Consider the following 13,406-nt stretch of genomic DNA (forward strand, 5'->3'; position numbering starts at 1 on the left):
GTCTCCGCTCATATGACCAGAAAGGCCGGCGGCGCAAGCGGTCGGTGCCGCATGGCGAACCCGAACCAGGCTTCAGCGGAACTCCGCGATCACGGCGAGAAAATCCTCGCCATAGGTGGCGAGCTTGCGTTCGCCGACGCCCGATATGCGCGCCATAGCGGCCAGACTGTCGGGCTTCGCCGACGCCATTTCGCGCAAAGTCGCGTCATGGAAGACGACATAGGGCGGCACGGCATTTTCGGCCGCGATGACCCGGCGTTTCTCGCGTAGCGCATCGAACAATGGATCGCCGACCGGGTTGGCGTCGCGATTGGCTCGGCGTTTCCGTGATTTCCGCGGCGGGAGGACCAAAGCGACGTCTTCCTCGCCTTTCAGGATCGGACGGGCCGCCGGACCCAGCGCCAGACCGCCATGTTCGGTCTGGACGAGCGCGTCGCGCGTCTGGAGTGCGCGGGCGACGGGTTTGACCATCGGCTCCTCTTCCTCGTCGACGATACCGAATACCGACAGGCGGTCATGACCGAGAGTGATGATGCGTTCATTCTCCCGGCCCGCCAGCACTTCGCCGACATGGCCCATGCCGAAGCGCTGGCCGGTCCGGTAGACCGCGGAGAGGAATTTGCGCGCGGTTTCGGTCGCGTCGACCGCCTTGGGCGGATTGAGGCAATTATCGCAATTGCCGCATTGCTCGGGCGGGTTCTCGCCGAAATGCCGGAGCAGGATCGCGCGGCGGCAGCCGGCGGTTTCGACCAGCGCACCGAGTGCATTCAATCGCGCCCGCTCGCCGGTGCGGCGATGCTCCTCGATCTCGGTCTCGATCCGCCGCCGCGCGCGGACGAAATCCTCCGCGCCCCAGAAGAGATGCGCCTCGGCCGGGTCGCCGTCCCGCCCCGCGCGTCCGGTTTCCTGATAATAGGCCTCGATCGATTTGGGTATGCCGGCATGAGCGACGAAGCGGACGTCGGGCTTGTCGATTCCCATGCCGAAGGCAATCGTCGCGCACATCACCATGTCTTCGGAGGCCACGAAGGCCGCCTGATTGGCCGCGCGCTCTGCGGGCGGGAGGCCGGCATGGTAGACGCCCGCCGATCGTCCGGTTGCCGCGATCTGGGCCGCGAGTTTTTCGGTCGCGGCGCGGCTCGTCGCGTAGACGATGCCCGCGCCCGGCTGGTCGGCGGCCAGCGCCTTGACCTGACGCCCGATCCCCGCACGCGGCTGGATCATGTAGCGGATGTTGGGCCGGTCGAACCCGGCGATGATCGCGCCCTCTTCGGGAATGCCGAGCTGCTCGAGAATATCCTCGCGCGTGTGCCGGTCGGCGGTGGCGGTCAGCGCGAGGCGCGGGACGTCGGGGAAGCGATCGAGCAGAGGCCGGAGCAAGCGATAGTCGGGCCGGAAATCATGCCCCCATTCGGACACGCAATGCGCTTCGTCGATCGCGATCAGGGCAAGCGGCGTCTGGTGCAGCATGTCCTGAAAGCCCGCGCCGCTGGCGCGTTCAGGGGCGACATAGAGGAGATCGAGGGCACCATCGCGAAACCGCGCCATCGTTTCGGCGCGGTCGTCATCGGCGGAGGTCAGGGTCGCGGCCTTGATCCCCACCGCCTGCGCGGCGCGGACCTGATCGTGCATGAGGGCGATCAGCGGTGAGATGACGAGAGCGGTGCCGGGCCGGGCGAGTGCCGGTATCTGGTAGCAGAGCGACTTGCCCGCACCGGTCGGCATGACGGCGAGGCTGTGTTGTCCCGCCATCACCCGATCGATCACGGCGCGCTGCGAACCGCGAAAATCGGCAAAACCGAAAACATTGCGGAGAATCGTGTCGGGATCGGTCATAGGGGTGGCATATCGGGTGAGCGGGCTGCCCGTCACCCCCGTTCGAGTACTAATGTTAGCGGGCCGAATTGATCTCGCGTTCTTCGCGTTGGCGCGCCCACATTTCGGCATAGAGACCATCCTTGGCGATCAGTTCGGCATGGCTGCCGCGTTCGGCGATCCGGCCCTGTTCGAGAACCACGATCTCGTCGGCATCGACGATCGTCGACAGGCGGTGCGCGATGACGATCGTCGTGCGGTTGCGTGCGGCCCGATCAAGCGTCGCCTGAATCTCGGCCTCGGTGCGGCTGTCCAGCGCACTGGTCGCCTCGTCGAGAATCAGGATCGGCGGATCTTTCAGCAGCGCGCGGGCGACGGCGACGCGCTGCTTCTCACCGCCCGACAGTTTGAGACCGCGCTCCCCGACGCGCGTTTCATAACCCTCGGGGAGGGTCGCGATGAATTCATGGATCGCCGCGCCTTTCGCCGCCGCCTCGATTTCGTCCCGGCGCGCGCCTTCGCGGCCATAGGCGATATTGTATCCGATCGTGTCGTTGAAAAGCACCGTGTCCTGCGGGACGATGCCGATCGCTCCGCGCAAGCTGTCCTGTCGGACTTGGGCGATATCCTGCCCATCGATCCGGATACGGCCGGACGTCGTGTCGTAGAAGCGGAACAACAGCCGGGCGATCGTCGATTTGCCGGCGCCCGATGGCCCGACGATTGCCAGTTTGCTGCCCGGCGCGATATCGAGATCGAGCCCGCGCAGGATCGGCCGATCGGGGTCATAGCCGAAATCGACCGCCTCGAACCGGACCGCGCCGTCCGGTACTTCGAGCGGTGGCGCGTTCTCGGTGTCGACGATCTCGGCAGGTGTATCGACGAGGTCGAACATCGCTTCCATGTCGATCATGCCCTGCTGGATCGTGCGATAGACGGTGCCGAGAAAATCGAGCGGCCGGAACAGCTGCATCAGCAGCGCATTGACGAGGACCACATCGCCGACCGTGAACCGCCCCTCGCTCCAACCCCAGACGGTATAGCCCATCGCGCCGGCCATCATCGCATTGGTGAGCAGCGCCTGACCGACATTGAGCATCGCGAGGCTGTTTTCGCTCTTCACCGCCGCATTCGCCCAACTCGAGACCGCGTTGCTGAATCGCTGTGCCTCTCGCGCCTCGGCGTTGAAATATTTGACGGTCTCGAAATTGAGCAGCGAATCGACGGCCTGGCTGTAGGCGGTCGTATCGAGATCGACCATGTCGCGGCGCAGCTGGGTCCGCCAGATCGTCACCAGCCGCGTGAAGGTGATGTAGAGGGCGATGACGCCGAGCGTCACGGCCACAAGGGTCGGCCCGAACTTGACGTAGAAGATGATGCAGACCGCAAGCAGCTCGACCGCGGTCGGCGCGATGTTGAACAGCAGGAAATAGAGCATGGTGTCGATGCTCTTTGTCCCGCGCTCGATGATTTTTGTTACGCCGCCGGTCTTGCGCTCGAGATGAAAGCGCAGCGAGAGCGCATGGAGATGCGCGAAGACATTTTCCGTGAGCTTGCGCGCCGCGGACTGGCCGACCTTTTCGAACACGATATTGCGCAGATTGTCGAACAGCACGCCGCCGAAACGCGCGCCGGCATAGGCGACGACCAGCGCGATCGCGAGCATGATCGCCGGATCGTTGGTTCCGTCCATGCTGTCGATCACCGCCTTGTAGGCGAAGGGCATGATCAGGATGATCGCCTTGGCGCAGAGCACCAGCGCGAAGGCGGCTATGACCCGCGATTTCAGGCCGGGCCGCCCCTTTGGCCACAGATAGGGGAGGAACCGGCGCAGCAGCGCCAGGCCGGGCTGTTTGAGCTGATTGTCGGAAGGGATATCGGGCGGCATGCGCTGCCAAGATAGGATATTTTCCGCAAACGGCCAGCCTGTGATCTCGCACACAGCGTGGAACCACCCGCCGCCTCTATGAATTGATCCATCGAAAGGAAGGAAAGATCATGGGCCCGGCTTATTATGTCTTGGCAATCATGGGATGCGGCGACGGCGCGACGATGTGCGAGCAGGTTGCCCGCGAAGCCACGCTATACCGCAGCGAGACGGCGTGCCTGGCGGAAACCGAGGAAGTGCTGATCCGCGAAAGTGACCGGCCCTATCCGTTGCTTATGGCGGAATGCCAGCGCATCGCGCCGCAGATCGCTTCTTTCTGGGAGAATAGCGAAGGCTAGTCAGCCTTCGGCCGATCACGGCATATCGAGGATCACGAGATTGCAGCGCTGCTGAGCGCGCTCATCGGCGCAATCCCGATGCACGACCGCTGCCGGCGTGACGGCGAGACCCGATGCCCGGCCGAAATCTGTCCCGACACTTTGCAGTTCGGCGGTCCGGAGCGATGTCGGATTGACGATCGTCGCGCTGGCGCGGGCGACAGAAGAAACGCCGCCCTGGCCGGATCCGTTCGAGGTTGCGCTTGCTGCGCTACCAATCGCCAGGAACGTCAGGGCAGCGCCACAGGCAGCCAGACGGGCCAGGCTTTTCTTGGTATCAGCAACAATGGTTTCGCGGTGGTTCATACCCTATCGACGCGTGAGCCCGGATATGGTTGCATCTGCGAACATTGCGGAAAAGGTGGGTTTTCCGGGGGGTAACATCGCGCAAGGCGTATCAATGCGCCATTGTTGAATTCGTGATTCTCCGCCAATTTTACCGTTACATAAGCTTTCTCCGCTAATTCCGGTGCCCGAGGCGCAACATGCGAGGTGGCGGGATGGCGAACTTCACGCAAAATTTACCAGATGTCGGTGATCGCGATGATATCCGCGGGGAATTGGAACGGATTTGTCGCGCACCCCAGTTCGAAAACGCCCCGGTGATGCGGACGCTTCTGGGCTTTCTCGTTGAAAAGAGCCTGGCTGGAGAGGGTGCGCGGCTCAAAGCGTATGCGATCGCCGTCGATGCGTTGGGCCGGGATCCCGACTTCGATGCGCAGCTGAACAGCTATCCACGGGTTCAGGTCGGACGGCTGCGCAAATTGCTGGATGAGTTTTACACCGAGAATGGAGCGGGCGCGGGCCTGCGTATTCGAATCCCGAAAGGGGCCTATGTCGTGGATTTCGAGATGGCGGCGGACGAGCCCGACGACAGCGCGGTTCCGATCGAACGGCCGGCCGCCATCGCCAGCAGCGTTGGCGGGTCCGACGATACGCCCTGGCAGATCGGCGATCTCGGGCGCTTCGCCGCCGCTCTGTTCGTCGCGGCCATGATAGCCCTGTTCGCATGGCAGGCGATGGGCGGACTTGCGAGTGCCGACTCCCGTGAATCCGAAGACGTATATCGAGCGCGCTGACCGCGTGGCCCGTTAGAAGCTTCCGCTGACCTGGAAGGAGAAGATCGGGCCGAACTCGCGCGAGCGGTCTTCGATGAATGCGATCGGTCCGTCGCGTCGGTTGACGAAGAAGGTCCGGGTGAAATCCTCGTCGCGATCGAGGATATTGTACACGCCGCCGCGCACACGCAGGCCGAACACGTCCTTGTGCTCGAGATAGGCGCCTACAAAGGGCGCCTGCGTCCGGAAGAAATTGGTCTGGGTCAGACGGAAACCGGTCGCCTCCCGAAAATCTTCGTATTCGAGGCCCCAGGCCCAGTCGGTCGCCGGAATGTCGTGCCGCAGCTCGATCTCGATGTCGCGTTGCGTATCGTTGGAAATCGGCCGATTTTCGCCGGTGAGCGGGTCCCGGACCCGGCTGCGCTGCAATGTCAGTTCGACATCGAGGCGGCCGCCGCGCCAGCCGAGCGGATCGAAGTTGAGCGTGCTGTTCCACTCCAGCCCGTAGCGCTTGGCGCTGTCGATATTGCCGGGCGCCTCGGCCGTCGGGCCGAGCGGTATCTGGTCGACGATGTCGCTGATCTGCTCATAATAGAGCCTGGCCGTGATCGACCCGAACGCGCCCAATTGCTGCGTCGCTTCGATTTCATAGTTCCAGCTCTGCGGCGGCACGAGATTGGGATTGCCCGCATCCTGGCTGTCCGCGCCGATATTGGTCGAGGCGACGAAATCGGAAAAGTCGAGCTGGCCAACCTCGCGCTCGACCCGCGCGCGAACATCCAGATTCCCGCTTGCCTGCCAGGCGAGCGAGACGAAGCCCTTCGGCCTATAGAAGGAACGGGTCAGGCCGTTTGTGCCGCTTTGCATGATCGTCGAATATTCGCCGCCGATCGACGCCTGCAATGTAAGGTTGGGTCCGAGTGGCCGGCCGTAGGTGATGTTGACCTCCGCCCGCTCCTCCTCGACGCGCGAGTTCGAGTTGGGAAGGATGACCGGCTGGAAATCGCCATTCGCATCGAGCGCGGACAGTTCCGAGCCAACGTCGAGCGTATTCAGCGCGCCTTCCACCGCAACCTGCCAGTCGCCGCCCATCTGCCAGCCATATTCGGCGCGCGCGATCCACTCGCCTTCGTCGAGCGTGCGCACGAACAGGTCGCCGATCGACGGTGTATCGTCGACGAAATCGGTGAGCAGGCTGGTCTCAAACGGGCTGCGTTCGAAGCCGCGCAATCCGATCAGCTTGAGACGGCCCGGGCCCAGGGCGAACTCGAAATCGCCGCTGATCTCGAAATTCCATTCGTCTTCCCGGTCGCGAAAGAAGCGGATGCGATCCGGTAGGCCCTGCCCGGTCCGCTCGGAGTCTTCGCTGCCACGAAAATAGCGCCGGCCGTAGGAAAGGTTGAGATTGCCGATGGAGCTGCCCGGCCCGTCATACCGGAAGGTTCCGGACAAGACCGGCTCGTCGCCGGAGAAAGTGGCCACTTCGTCGTGCATGCCGATAATCTGGCCCGCCGGGTCGATGACCAGTTCAACGCCCTCGGCGCCGCCGCGGAACGAATCATCCGTGTTCGAGAGGCTCAAAGTATAGTCGAACGCACCCTGGGTGCCGCTTACCGATATCTCGCCGTTCGTCAGGCGCGGGTTGGTGATGCGGGAACGGAATTGCGGATTCCAGGCGAAATTACCACTGATTCCCGTCGTCTCGGCGACGACGTTGACGACCTGCCCCGACAGGCCCGGAATATCGAGCGAAGCGGCATCGCGCACCTCGATCCGGATAACATTGGTGGCCGAGATCCGGCCGAGCGTCGTCACCGCATCGTTCGATTTGCCCGAAACGCGCTCGCCATTGATCAGGACATTGTCGCCGCCCTGCCCGAGCCCGCGCCGGTCTTCGCCCTGCTGGATGGTGAAGCCCGGGATCTGCTGGACCATGTCGAGCGCCGAGTTCGGCGAAAATCGCGCGAAATCCTCGGGCGTATAGTTTTGGCCGTCACCCGGCGAGGCGCTGGCGACGGTCTCGATCGTTTCCTCGGCCTCGCCGCTTTGTGCATATGCCGGAAAAGCGAGCAAAGAGCCCGAAACAAGCAGCCAGGATGTGCGCCGCATCAATGTGATCCCCTCCCTGAGATGCAGCGTCCATTGAGCAATCGGGGTCGTTCATCCAGTGCCGAGCGGGTCCTTTACGACCAGCGCCGTCTTTTTTTCGACAAATGTCGTAGAAATCCGATGAACGGTAAACGCGCGATCGTGTCAGCCGAGGCGGCGCGCCTTGCCCGAGATCGAGCGCATTGGCAAGGACCATTCGATCTGTTTGCGAAGGATCGTTTCGAGATCGACCAGCCCCGCGCGGTGCGCGGCCGCGCGTTTGGCGAGCAGGCGGGAGAGAACGGCTTCGCGGCTGTTCGGACGGCCTCCATTATCGCGGCCCGTCGCGAGGGCCTGCGAAAGCCTGAAAGACGTCTCCATGGTCATGCACATGCTCCCTTCATGTCCGGTCCGGACGGCCGGATTGACGGGAGAACGAAAGAGCCGGTCCCCGGTTCCATTAATTCATGGATACCAAGAGTTTAACGGCCAGCTATTCTCCGATATCGGGCGTCGTCCCGCATCGCATGCGGATCGACATGCTGCCGTCAGGCGTGCTGACGGTCAGCCGTTCGCCATCCCCATCGAGCTCATAGGCGAGAGTTTCCTGCCATTCCTCGCCTTCGCCCGAAAAGCGGTGGACGATGGTCACAGCTCCGGGTCCGGTTCGCGTGATCGTTTCCGGCGTGGCGGCGCTCTCATAATAGGCGATGCGGTCGGCCGCGATATCGAGCCGCATCTCGCTCGCCGGGTCGCGGCAGGTTTCCGCAGAGAAATCCCAGCGGCCGCGAAAATCCACCGGCATCGCATCGAGTGTTTCCATCTCGACCGCGACGCCATTGGCGGTATCGGTTGCGACCGCATCCGGGCGGTCATCGGGTTCGCTCCCGCCCGAACAGGATGCAACGGCCAGTGCCGCCATCACGCCTCCGGCACGCACCATCGTCGATCTCCTCATTGTGCCGTCCGGGCGATCAGCGCTTCGGCGGCGGCCGGCGCGCGCACCTTCGCGCCGTTGATGAAAAACATGTACACATCCCGGCGGCCCGGCACTGGCCCGTCCGGGGCGAGATAGGCGGGCCCGTCCGGTCGCTGCCCCTTGCACCAGGTTCGCGCGGTGGCGGCCCAGGCATCCAACTCGCTTTCGGGATAACCGGTGTCGATCTCCTCGCGCGCGCCCAGCAGCCGGGCATAGGAAAAATCGGCAGTCTGGTCGTCGATGCGCGGATATTTCTCGCTATGCGCGCAGATGATCGCCGCATCGTGCGTGCGGGCCAGTTCGACGAACTCGGCGCAAACGAAACTCTCATGCCGCACTTCGAGTGCATGGCGCAGCTCGATCCCGGCATGTTTCTTCGGCAGCATCGCGAGGAACGCGCCAAATTCTTCGGGATCGAACTTCTTGGTCGGCATGAACTGCCAGAAGAGCGGGCCGAGCTTGTCGCCCAGCTCCGCAATGCCCTGCCCCAGGAATTTCTCGATACTCTCGCCGGTCTCGCGCAGGTCCTTGCGGTTCGTGCAATAGCGCGACGCCTTGATCGTGAACTTGAAGCCATCGGGCGCCGCGTCTCGCCACTTGGCGAAGCTTTCCGGCTTTTGCAGCCGGTAATAGGTGCCGTTGATCTCGATCGCGCCGAGCCGGCTCGCCGCATAGTCGAGCTCGTCCGCCTGGCGCAGGCCCTTGGGATAGAAAGTCCCGCGCCACGGTTTGTACGTCCAGCCGCCGATCCCGGCCCGAATCCTGCCTTTTTCCGTCATGGCGTTTCTATGCCCCAAGCGGGCGCAGCGTGAAAGCCGCAAGGCTATGGCGGCCGGACTGGTGCATCGCACCGCCTCCCGCTACGGTTCGGCCATGATCCGCATCCTCCCACTTCCGCTTCTCGCCGCGCTCCTGCTTGCCGGCTGTTCGTCGCCGGACGACCGAGCCGCCCCGCTTGAAGCGGATCCCGATCCGCAGGTCGCGTTCATGGAGCGGCTGTCCGAGCTGTGCGGCCAGGCCTTTGCCGGGCAGCTGGTATCCGACGATCCCGCCGATGCCGAGATCGCGGCAGAGCGCCTCGTCATGCACGTGGCCGATTGCGCGCCGGACCGGATTCGCATCCCCTTCCATGTCGGCGACGATCGCTCGCGGACCTGGGTGATTACCGATACCGGCACCGGGCTGCTGCTCAAACATGATCACCGGCATGCGGACGGCAGCGAGGACGCCGTCACCCAATATGGCGGCGAGACCGACGATCCGGGCAACGCGACCCGGCAGGAATTCCCGGTCGATGCGGAATCGATCGCGCTGTTCGAACGCGAAGGGCTGACCGCATCGGTCGCCAATGTCTGGGCGATGGAGGCCGATGATGCCCGCTTTGCCTATGAGCTGCGCCGGCCCGCGGGCGAGAACGAGCGCTTCTTCCGGGTCGAATTCGATCTCACCGCGCCGGTCGAAACGCCGCCCGCCGCTTGGGGCAGCGAATAGCGATTTCGCGGTCCGTATCGGAAATTCGGCAAAAACCATCCTATTCGTTGGGAAAATACGCCAACAGTTTGCGCGCAATTATATGTCGCCAGATAGCGATTTTCGCGTAACCATCTGAAAAACAAGAATATCCGAAAATTGGCACGGTCCCTGCTTAATGTTGGATGAACCGGCGGAACGGTCTGCCGGGACCAACAGGAGAAACACCATGTCGATCAATTTCAGCAATCTGCAGAGCACCGCCTTTTCCGCCGTCGCCGCCTTCATCGTCAGCGCCGTCTGCATCAGCGCCGCCGTCGGTCCGGTCCTTCCCGTCGCCTAATCGGGCACGGGACGACCGGGACACCCTCCCTCTTTCACGAAAGACACGATCATGACCTTCAACCTTTCCAATCTCCAGAGCACCGCCGTTTCGGCCATCGCCGCCCTGCTCGTCAGCGCCGTCTGCATCAGCGCCGCCATCGGCCCGGTCGTTCCGGTCGCGTAAATCGTCCGGAACCGCCGAACCCCAAACCCTTTTCACGAAAGACCAGATCATGGCCCAGAATTTCGCCCTCGACCGCAGCAACGCCAAATTGATGGGCGTGTGCGCCGGCTTTTCCCGCTGGACGGGCTGGAACGTCATGGCGATCCGTCTCGGCCTCATCGCGCTGACCCTGTTCGCCCTCGGTCCGGTCGCGATCCTCGCCTATCTGCTCGTCGGCTGGGCCGCCGACTGAGGCCCGCCCCGCACATCCGCTTTCGCACTGTCTGAATTTTAACCTTCTGCCGCATAGAATCGCCATCGGGTCGCTCCGAATGGAGGTGGGAGAACATGTTCGCGGATATCCGGGCCTTGTTTGACGAGATACTGGCCATGGCCGAGGCCTTCGATCGGCTCGATACGCTGGAGCCGGCCGACAAGGCGCGCGAGCTGATCCGCCTGCGCCGCGACTATTCCGAAAAGAACGCCAGGGTCGCCGCGCTGATCGAGGCGCAGATCTGCCAGCCGCTCGAAAGCCGGGCCGATGCGCAACCCCTGCTCCGCCGCTATCGCGACATGGTGAACGAAGCGCGCGGCGCCGTCGCCGAGCATCAGGCCAGCTGGCCCGCGACCCAGATCGACACCGATCCCGACGCCTATCATCTCTCCGTCCACCGCATCTCCGAGATGCAGTCCGACCATCTCGCCTGGAAGACCGGTACCTTCCTGCCCGAGGCCGAGCGGCTGCTGCGGGCCGCCGCCGCCTAGCCCGCCGGCGGATTGGCGTCGAAACGCGGCAGATTTTCGTCGATCTCCACCCAGTTCTGCGCGCTCTTGCACCAGACATGGGTCTGCGGCGCGACCGCCGCGGTATCGTCGAGCGTTCCGGCCTTGAGAAAGGCGAGCCCCGGCATCGCCGAGAGCGTCGAATAGAGCGGCGATCCGCACGCCCCGCAGAAATGGCGATGGACGATATTGCCGCTCTCCGCCGTTTCGTCGAACACCTTCAATTCGCCGTCGCTCTCGATCGCCGCCTCGGGCACGCCGATATTGGTGGAGAAGGCGCTGCCCGATTGCCGCTGGCAGCTCTTGCAGTGGCAGACCGCGGTCATCATCGGCTCGGCCGCGATGCTGTATCTGTATTGCCCGCACAGGCATTGCCCGCTCATCGTCATCGTCCATCTCCTTCCATGCCCGGATTTTCATCGGCCGGGTTTGCCCGGCGCCTTAAGTTCCCATTTGCTTGACACCGAACCGGGTCATTCGCCCCCCGCCTCATCGCCGCAGGATCGAGAGAAAAAGGGGCCAGTGCGGGCATCGGTCGATTATGGCACAGGCGCGCGCCTGTAGGACAGGCAAATCGGACGGCGTAATGATGCTTCCCTTCGCGTCTTCCGATCCATAGACACTGCACGCATGGCTGAAATCAAACTCCATGACAGCTGGAAAGACCCGCTTCGGGGCGAATTCGCGGCCCAATATATGCAGGACCTGCGCGGCTTCCTCGTCGGCGAACGGGACAACGGCAAGCGCATCTTTCCGGCCGGGTCGCTCTGGTTCCACGCGCTCGACGCGACGCCGTTATCGAAGGTCCGCGTCGTAATCCTCGGCCAGGATCCCTATCACGGCCCGGGCCAGGCGCATGGCCTGTGCTTCTCCGTCCGCCCCGGCGTCCGCCCGCCGCCGAGCCTCGTCAATATCTACAAGGAAATGGAGAGCGATCTCGGCATCCCGCCCGCCAATCACGGCCATCTCGAGCATTGGGCGGAGCAGGGCGTGCTGCTCCTCAACAGCGTGCTGACGGTGGAATCGGGCATGGCCGCCAGCCACCGCGGGCGCGGCTGGGAACAGTTCACCGATGCAATCGTCCGGCTGGTGGCGGATAAGGAAGAGCCCGTCGTTTTCCTCCTCTGGGGCAGCTACGCGCAGAAGAAAGCGGCGTTCGTCCAGAATGTCGAACAGGGCGGGCGGCATTGCGTGCTGAAGGCCCCGCACCCCTCCCCGCTATCGGCGCATAACGGCTTTTTCGGGTGCCGGCATTTCTCGAAGGCGAATGCGTTTCTGGAGAGCGTGGGCCGGGAGCCGATCGATTGGGCTTTGCCGGTGGAGGGGTGAGACTGATTTCGCGCACCATTCCCCTCCCCTCGATGGGGAGGGGTTAGGGGTGGGGTGATCTCTCCACCAAGCACTCCGCTATCCGCTCAGCCACGCCTTCCGGATTTCGTAGAATATCGGTATTCCAGAATCGTAACACCTGATACCCGTCCGCCTCGATCACGGCATCACGCTGCTTGTCATCCTCCCCACCATGCTGCCCGCCATCGGCCTCGATGGTGACCTTGTATCGATGACTCGCAAAGTCGCAGATGAAGTTCCGGATCGGCACCTGCCGCCGGAACCGCGCTTCGGGAAATTTCTCGCAGAGCAGACGCCACAACTTCTTCTCGGCATCGGTCGGTTCACTGCGGAGGCGCCGCGCGCGCTGCGTCGATCCGGGAGGAGGATGTCGTTTCATCGAATGTCAGGCCTAGCCGAGAGATCACCCCCACCCAACCCTCCCCCATCAAGGGGGAGGGCTTTTGTGGCCCACCATCGGCGCATAACGGGTTCTTCGGCTGCCGGCATTTCTCGAAGGCGAATGCGTTTCTGGAGAGTGTGGCGCGCGAGCAGATCGATTGGGTGCTGCCGGAGGCGGGATAGATCAATTTCGAGCGCCATTCCCCTCCCCTCGATGGGGAGGGGTTAGGGGTGGGGTGATCTCTCAGCCAAGCACTCCGCTATCCGCTCAGCTACACCTTCGGAATTGGTCAGGATATCGGTATTCCAGAAGCGGATCACACGATATCCGTCCGCCTGAATCACGGCGTCCCTCTGTTTGTCATCTTCGCCGCCATGCTGCCCGCCATCCGCCTCGATGACGATCCTGTGCCGATGGCTCGCAAAGTCGCAGATATACTGCCGGATCGGCACCTGTCGCCGAAAGCGCGCCGCGGCAAATGTCTCTCCGAGCAGGTGCCATAACGCCTTCTCGACATCCGTCGGCTCGCCGTGCGCGCCGCGCCGCGTCGAACCGGGAGGGGGACGCCGTTTCACTATAATGCGTTTGTAGCGGCGGACGCTGCGGCCTCAAACCCTCTCCCTTGATGGGGGCGGCGCGAGACTTGGCGGTCCTGAGCGCGTCGAAGGGCCGCCTGATCGCAGCGGAGGAGGTGAGTCATCGGCTGGTGATATCATATCTGGAGAGACC

16 protein-coding genes are annotated in these 13,406 nt (G+C 63.4%); 6 read left to right on the forward strand and 10 right to left on the reverse strand.

The window, feature by feature from the left end:
- Positions 1–72: 72 nt before the first annotated feature.
- Positions 73–1,836: a DNA helicase RecQ gene (recQ, locus tag HFP57_RS12200; protein ID WP_176870019.1), complete on the reverse strand. Its 1,764-nt coding sequence runs from the start codon at positions 1,834–1,836 to the stop codon at positions 73–75.
- 55 nt (positions 1,837–1,891) lie between these two features.
- Positions 1,892–3,703 carry an ABCB family ABC transporter ATP-binding protein/permease gene (locus HFP57_RS12205; protein ID WP_176870020.1) on the reverse strand — a complete coding sequence of 604 codons (1,812 nt, stop codon included), beginning with the start codon at positions 3,701–3,703 and terminating at the stop codon, positions 1,892–1,894.
- 110 nt (positions 3,704–3,813) lie between these two features.
- On the opposite strand from HFP57_RS12205, the gene HFP57_RS12210 reads away from it, so the two are divergent.
- Positions 3,814–4,041 (forward strand): hypothetical protein, encoded by a 228-nt coding sequence (locus HFP57_RS12210; protein WP_176870021.1) that lies wholly within the window; start codon positions 3,814–3,816, stop codon positions 4,039–4,041.
- 15 nt (positions 4,042–4,056) lie between these two features.
- On the opposite strand, the gene HFP57_RS12215 is transcribed toward HFP57_RS12210, so the two are convergent.
- Positions 4,057–4,386, reverse strand: coding sequence for a hypothetical protein (locus HFP57_RS12215; protein ID WP_176870022.1), 330 nt, complete (start codon positions 4,384–4,386; stop codon positions 4,057–4,059).
- 299 nt (positions 4,387–4,685) lie between these two features.
- Between HFP57_RS12215 and HFP57_RS12220 the strand changes: the two genes are divergently transcribed.
- Positions 4,686–5,159, forward strand: coding sequence for a hypothetical protein (locus tag HFP57_RS12220; RefSeq protein ID WP_176870023.1), 474 nt, complete (start codon positions 4,686–4,688; stop codon positions 5,157–5,159).
- 12 nt (positions 5,160–5,171) lie between these two features.
- Here HFP57_RS12220 and HFP57_RS12225 read toward each other — a convergent pair whose 3' ends face one another.
- From HFP57_RS12225 to HFP57_RS12240, 4 genes are all read right to left on the reverse strand, one after another.
- Positions 5,172–7,247 carry a TonB-dependent receptor plug domain-containing protein gene (locus HFP57_RS12225; protein ID WP_176870024.1) on the reverse strand — a complete coding sequence of 692 codons (2,076 nt, stop codon included), beginning with the start codon at positions 7,245–7,247 and terminating at the stop codon, positions 5,172–5,174.
- A gap of 144 nt (positions 7,248–7,391) precedes the next feature.
- Positions 7,392–7,613 carry a hypothetical protein gene (locus tag HFP57_RS12230; protein ID WP_176870025.1) on the reverse strand — a complete coding sequence of 74 codons (222 nt, stop codon included), beginning with the start codon at positions 7,611–7,613 and terminating at the stop codon, positions 7,392–7,394.
- A gap of 106 nt (positions 7,614–7,719) precedes the next feature.
- Complete coding sequence (locus tag HFP57_RS12235; RefSeq protein WP_176870026.1) at positions 7,720–8,169, reverse strand: hypothetical protein; 450 nt, start codon at positions 8,167–8,169, stop codon at positions 7,720–7,722.
- 11 nt (positions 8,170–8,180) lie between these two features.
- Positions 8,181–8,984 (reverse strand): DUF72 domain-containing protein, encoded by an 804-nt coding sequence (locus HFP57_RS12240; protein WP_176870027.1) that lies wholly within the window; start codon positions 8,982–8,984, stop codon positions 8,181–8,183.
- Positions 8,985–9,030: 46 nt separating this feature from the next.
- On the opposite strand from HFP57_RS12240, the gene HFP57_RS12245 reads away from it, so the two are divergent.
- From HFP57_RS12245 to HFP57_RS12255, 3 genes are all read left to right on the forward strand, one after another.
- Positions 9,031–9,696 carry a hypothetical protein gene (locus HFP57_RS12245; protein ID WP_246263151.1) on the forward strand — a complete coding sequence of 222 codons (666 nt, stop codon included), beginning with the start codon at positions 9,031–9,033 and terminating at the stop codon, positions 9,694–9,696.
- A gap of 536 nt (positions 9,697–10,232) precedes the next feature.
- Positions 10,233–10,415 carry a PspC domain-containing protein gene (locus tag HFP57_RS12250; protein ID WP_176870028.1) on the forward strand — a complete coding sequence of 61 codons (183 nt, stop codon included), beginning with the start codon at positions 10,233–10,235 and terminating at the stop codon, positions 10,413–10,415.
- A gap of 95 nt (positions 10,416–10,510) precedes the next feature.
- On the forward strand, positions 10,511–10,927 hold the full coding sequence (locus tag HFP57_RS12255; RefSeq protein WP_176870029.1) for a hypothetical protein: 417 nt from the start codon (positions 10,511–10,513) through the stop codon (positions 10,925–10,927).
- Here the strand turns inward: HFP57_RS12255 and HFP57_RS12260 are convergent.
- Positions 10,924–11,334, reverse strand: a complete 411-nt coding sequence (locus HFP57_RS12260) for a GFA family protein (protein WP_176870030.1) — start codon at positions 11,332–11,334, stop codon at positions 10,924–10,926. The genes HFP57_RS12255 and HFP57_RS12260 overlap by 4 nt on opposite strands.
- A gap of 241 nt (positions 11,335–11,575) precedes the next feature.
- Here HFP57_RS12260 and ung point away from each other — a divergent pair, with 241 nt between their 5' ends.
- Complete coding sequence (gene ung, locus HFP57_RS12265) at positions 11,576–12,274, forward strand: uracil-DNA glycosylase (protein ID WP_176870031.1); 699 nt, start codon at positions 11,576–11,578, stop codon at positions 12,272–12,274.
- Positions 12,275–12,317: 43 nt separating this feature from the next.
- Here ung and HFP57_RS12270 read toward each other — a convergent pair whose 3' ends face one another.
- Positions 12,318–12,674 (reverse strand): endonuclease domain-containing protein, encoded by a 357-nt coding sequence (locus HFP57_RS12270; RefSeq protein ID WP_176870032.1) that lies wholly within the window; start codon positions 12,672–12,674, stop codon positions 12,318–12,320.
- A gap of 227 nt (positions 12,675–12,901) precedes the next feature.
- Positions 12,902–13,252, reverse strand: coding sequence for an endonuclease domain-containing protein (locus tag HFP57_RS12275; protein ID WP_176870033.1), 351 nt, complete (start codon positions 13,250–13,252; stop codon positions 12,902–12,904).
- Positions 13,253–13,406 lie beyond the last annotated feature (154 nt).

This window comes from Parasphingopyxis algicola (genome assembly GCF_013378075.1).
Lineage (GTDB): Bacteria > Pseudomonadota > Alphaproteobacteria > Sphingomonadales > Sphingomonadaceae > Parasphingopyxis > Parasphingopyxis algicola.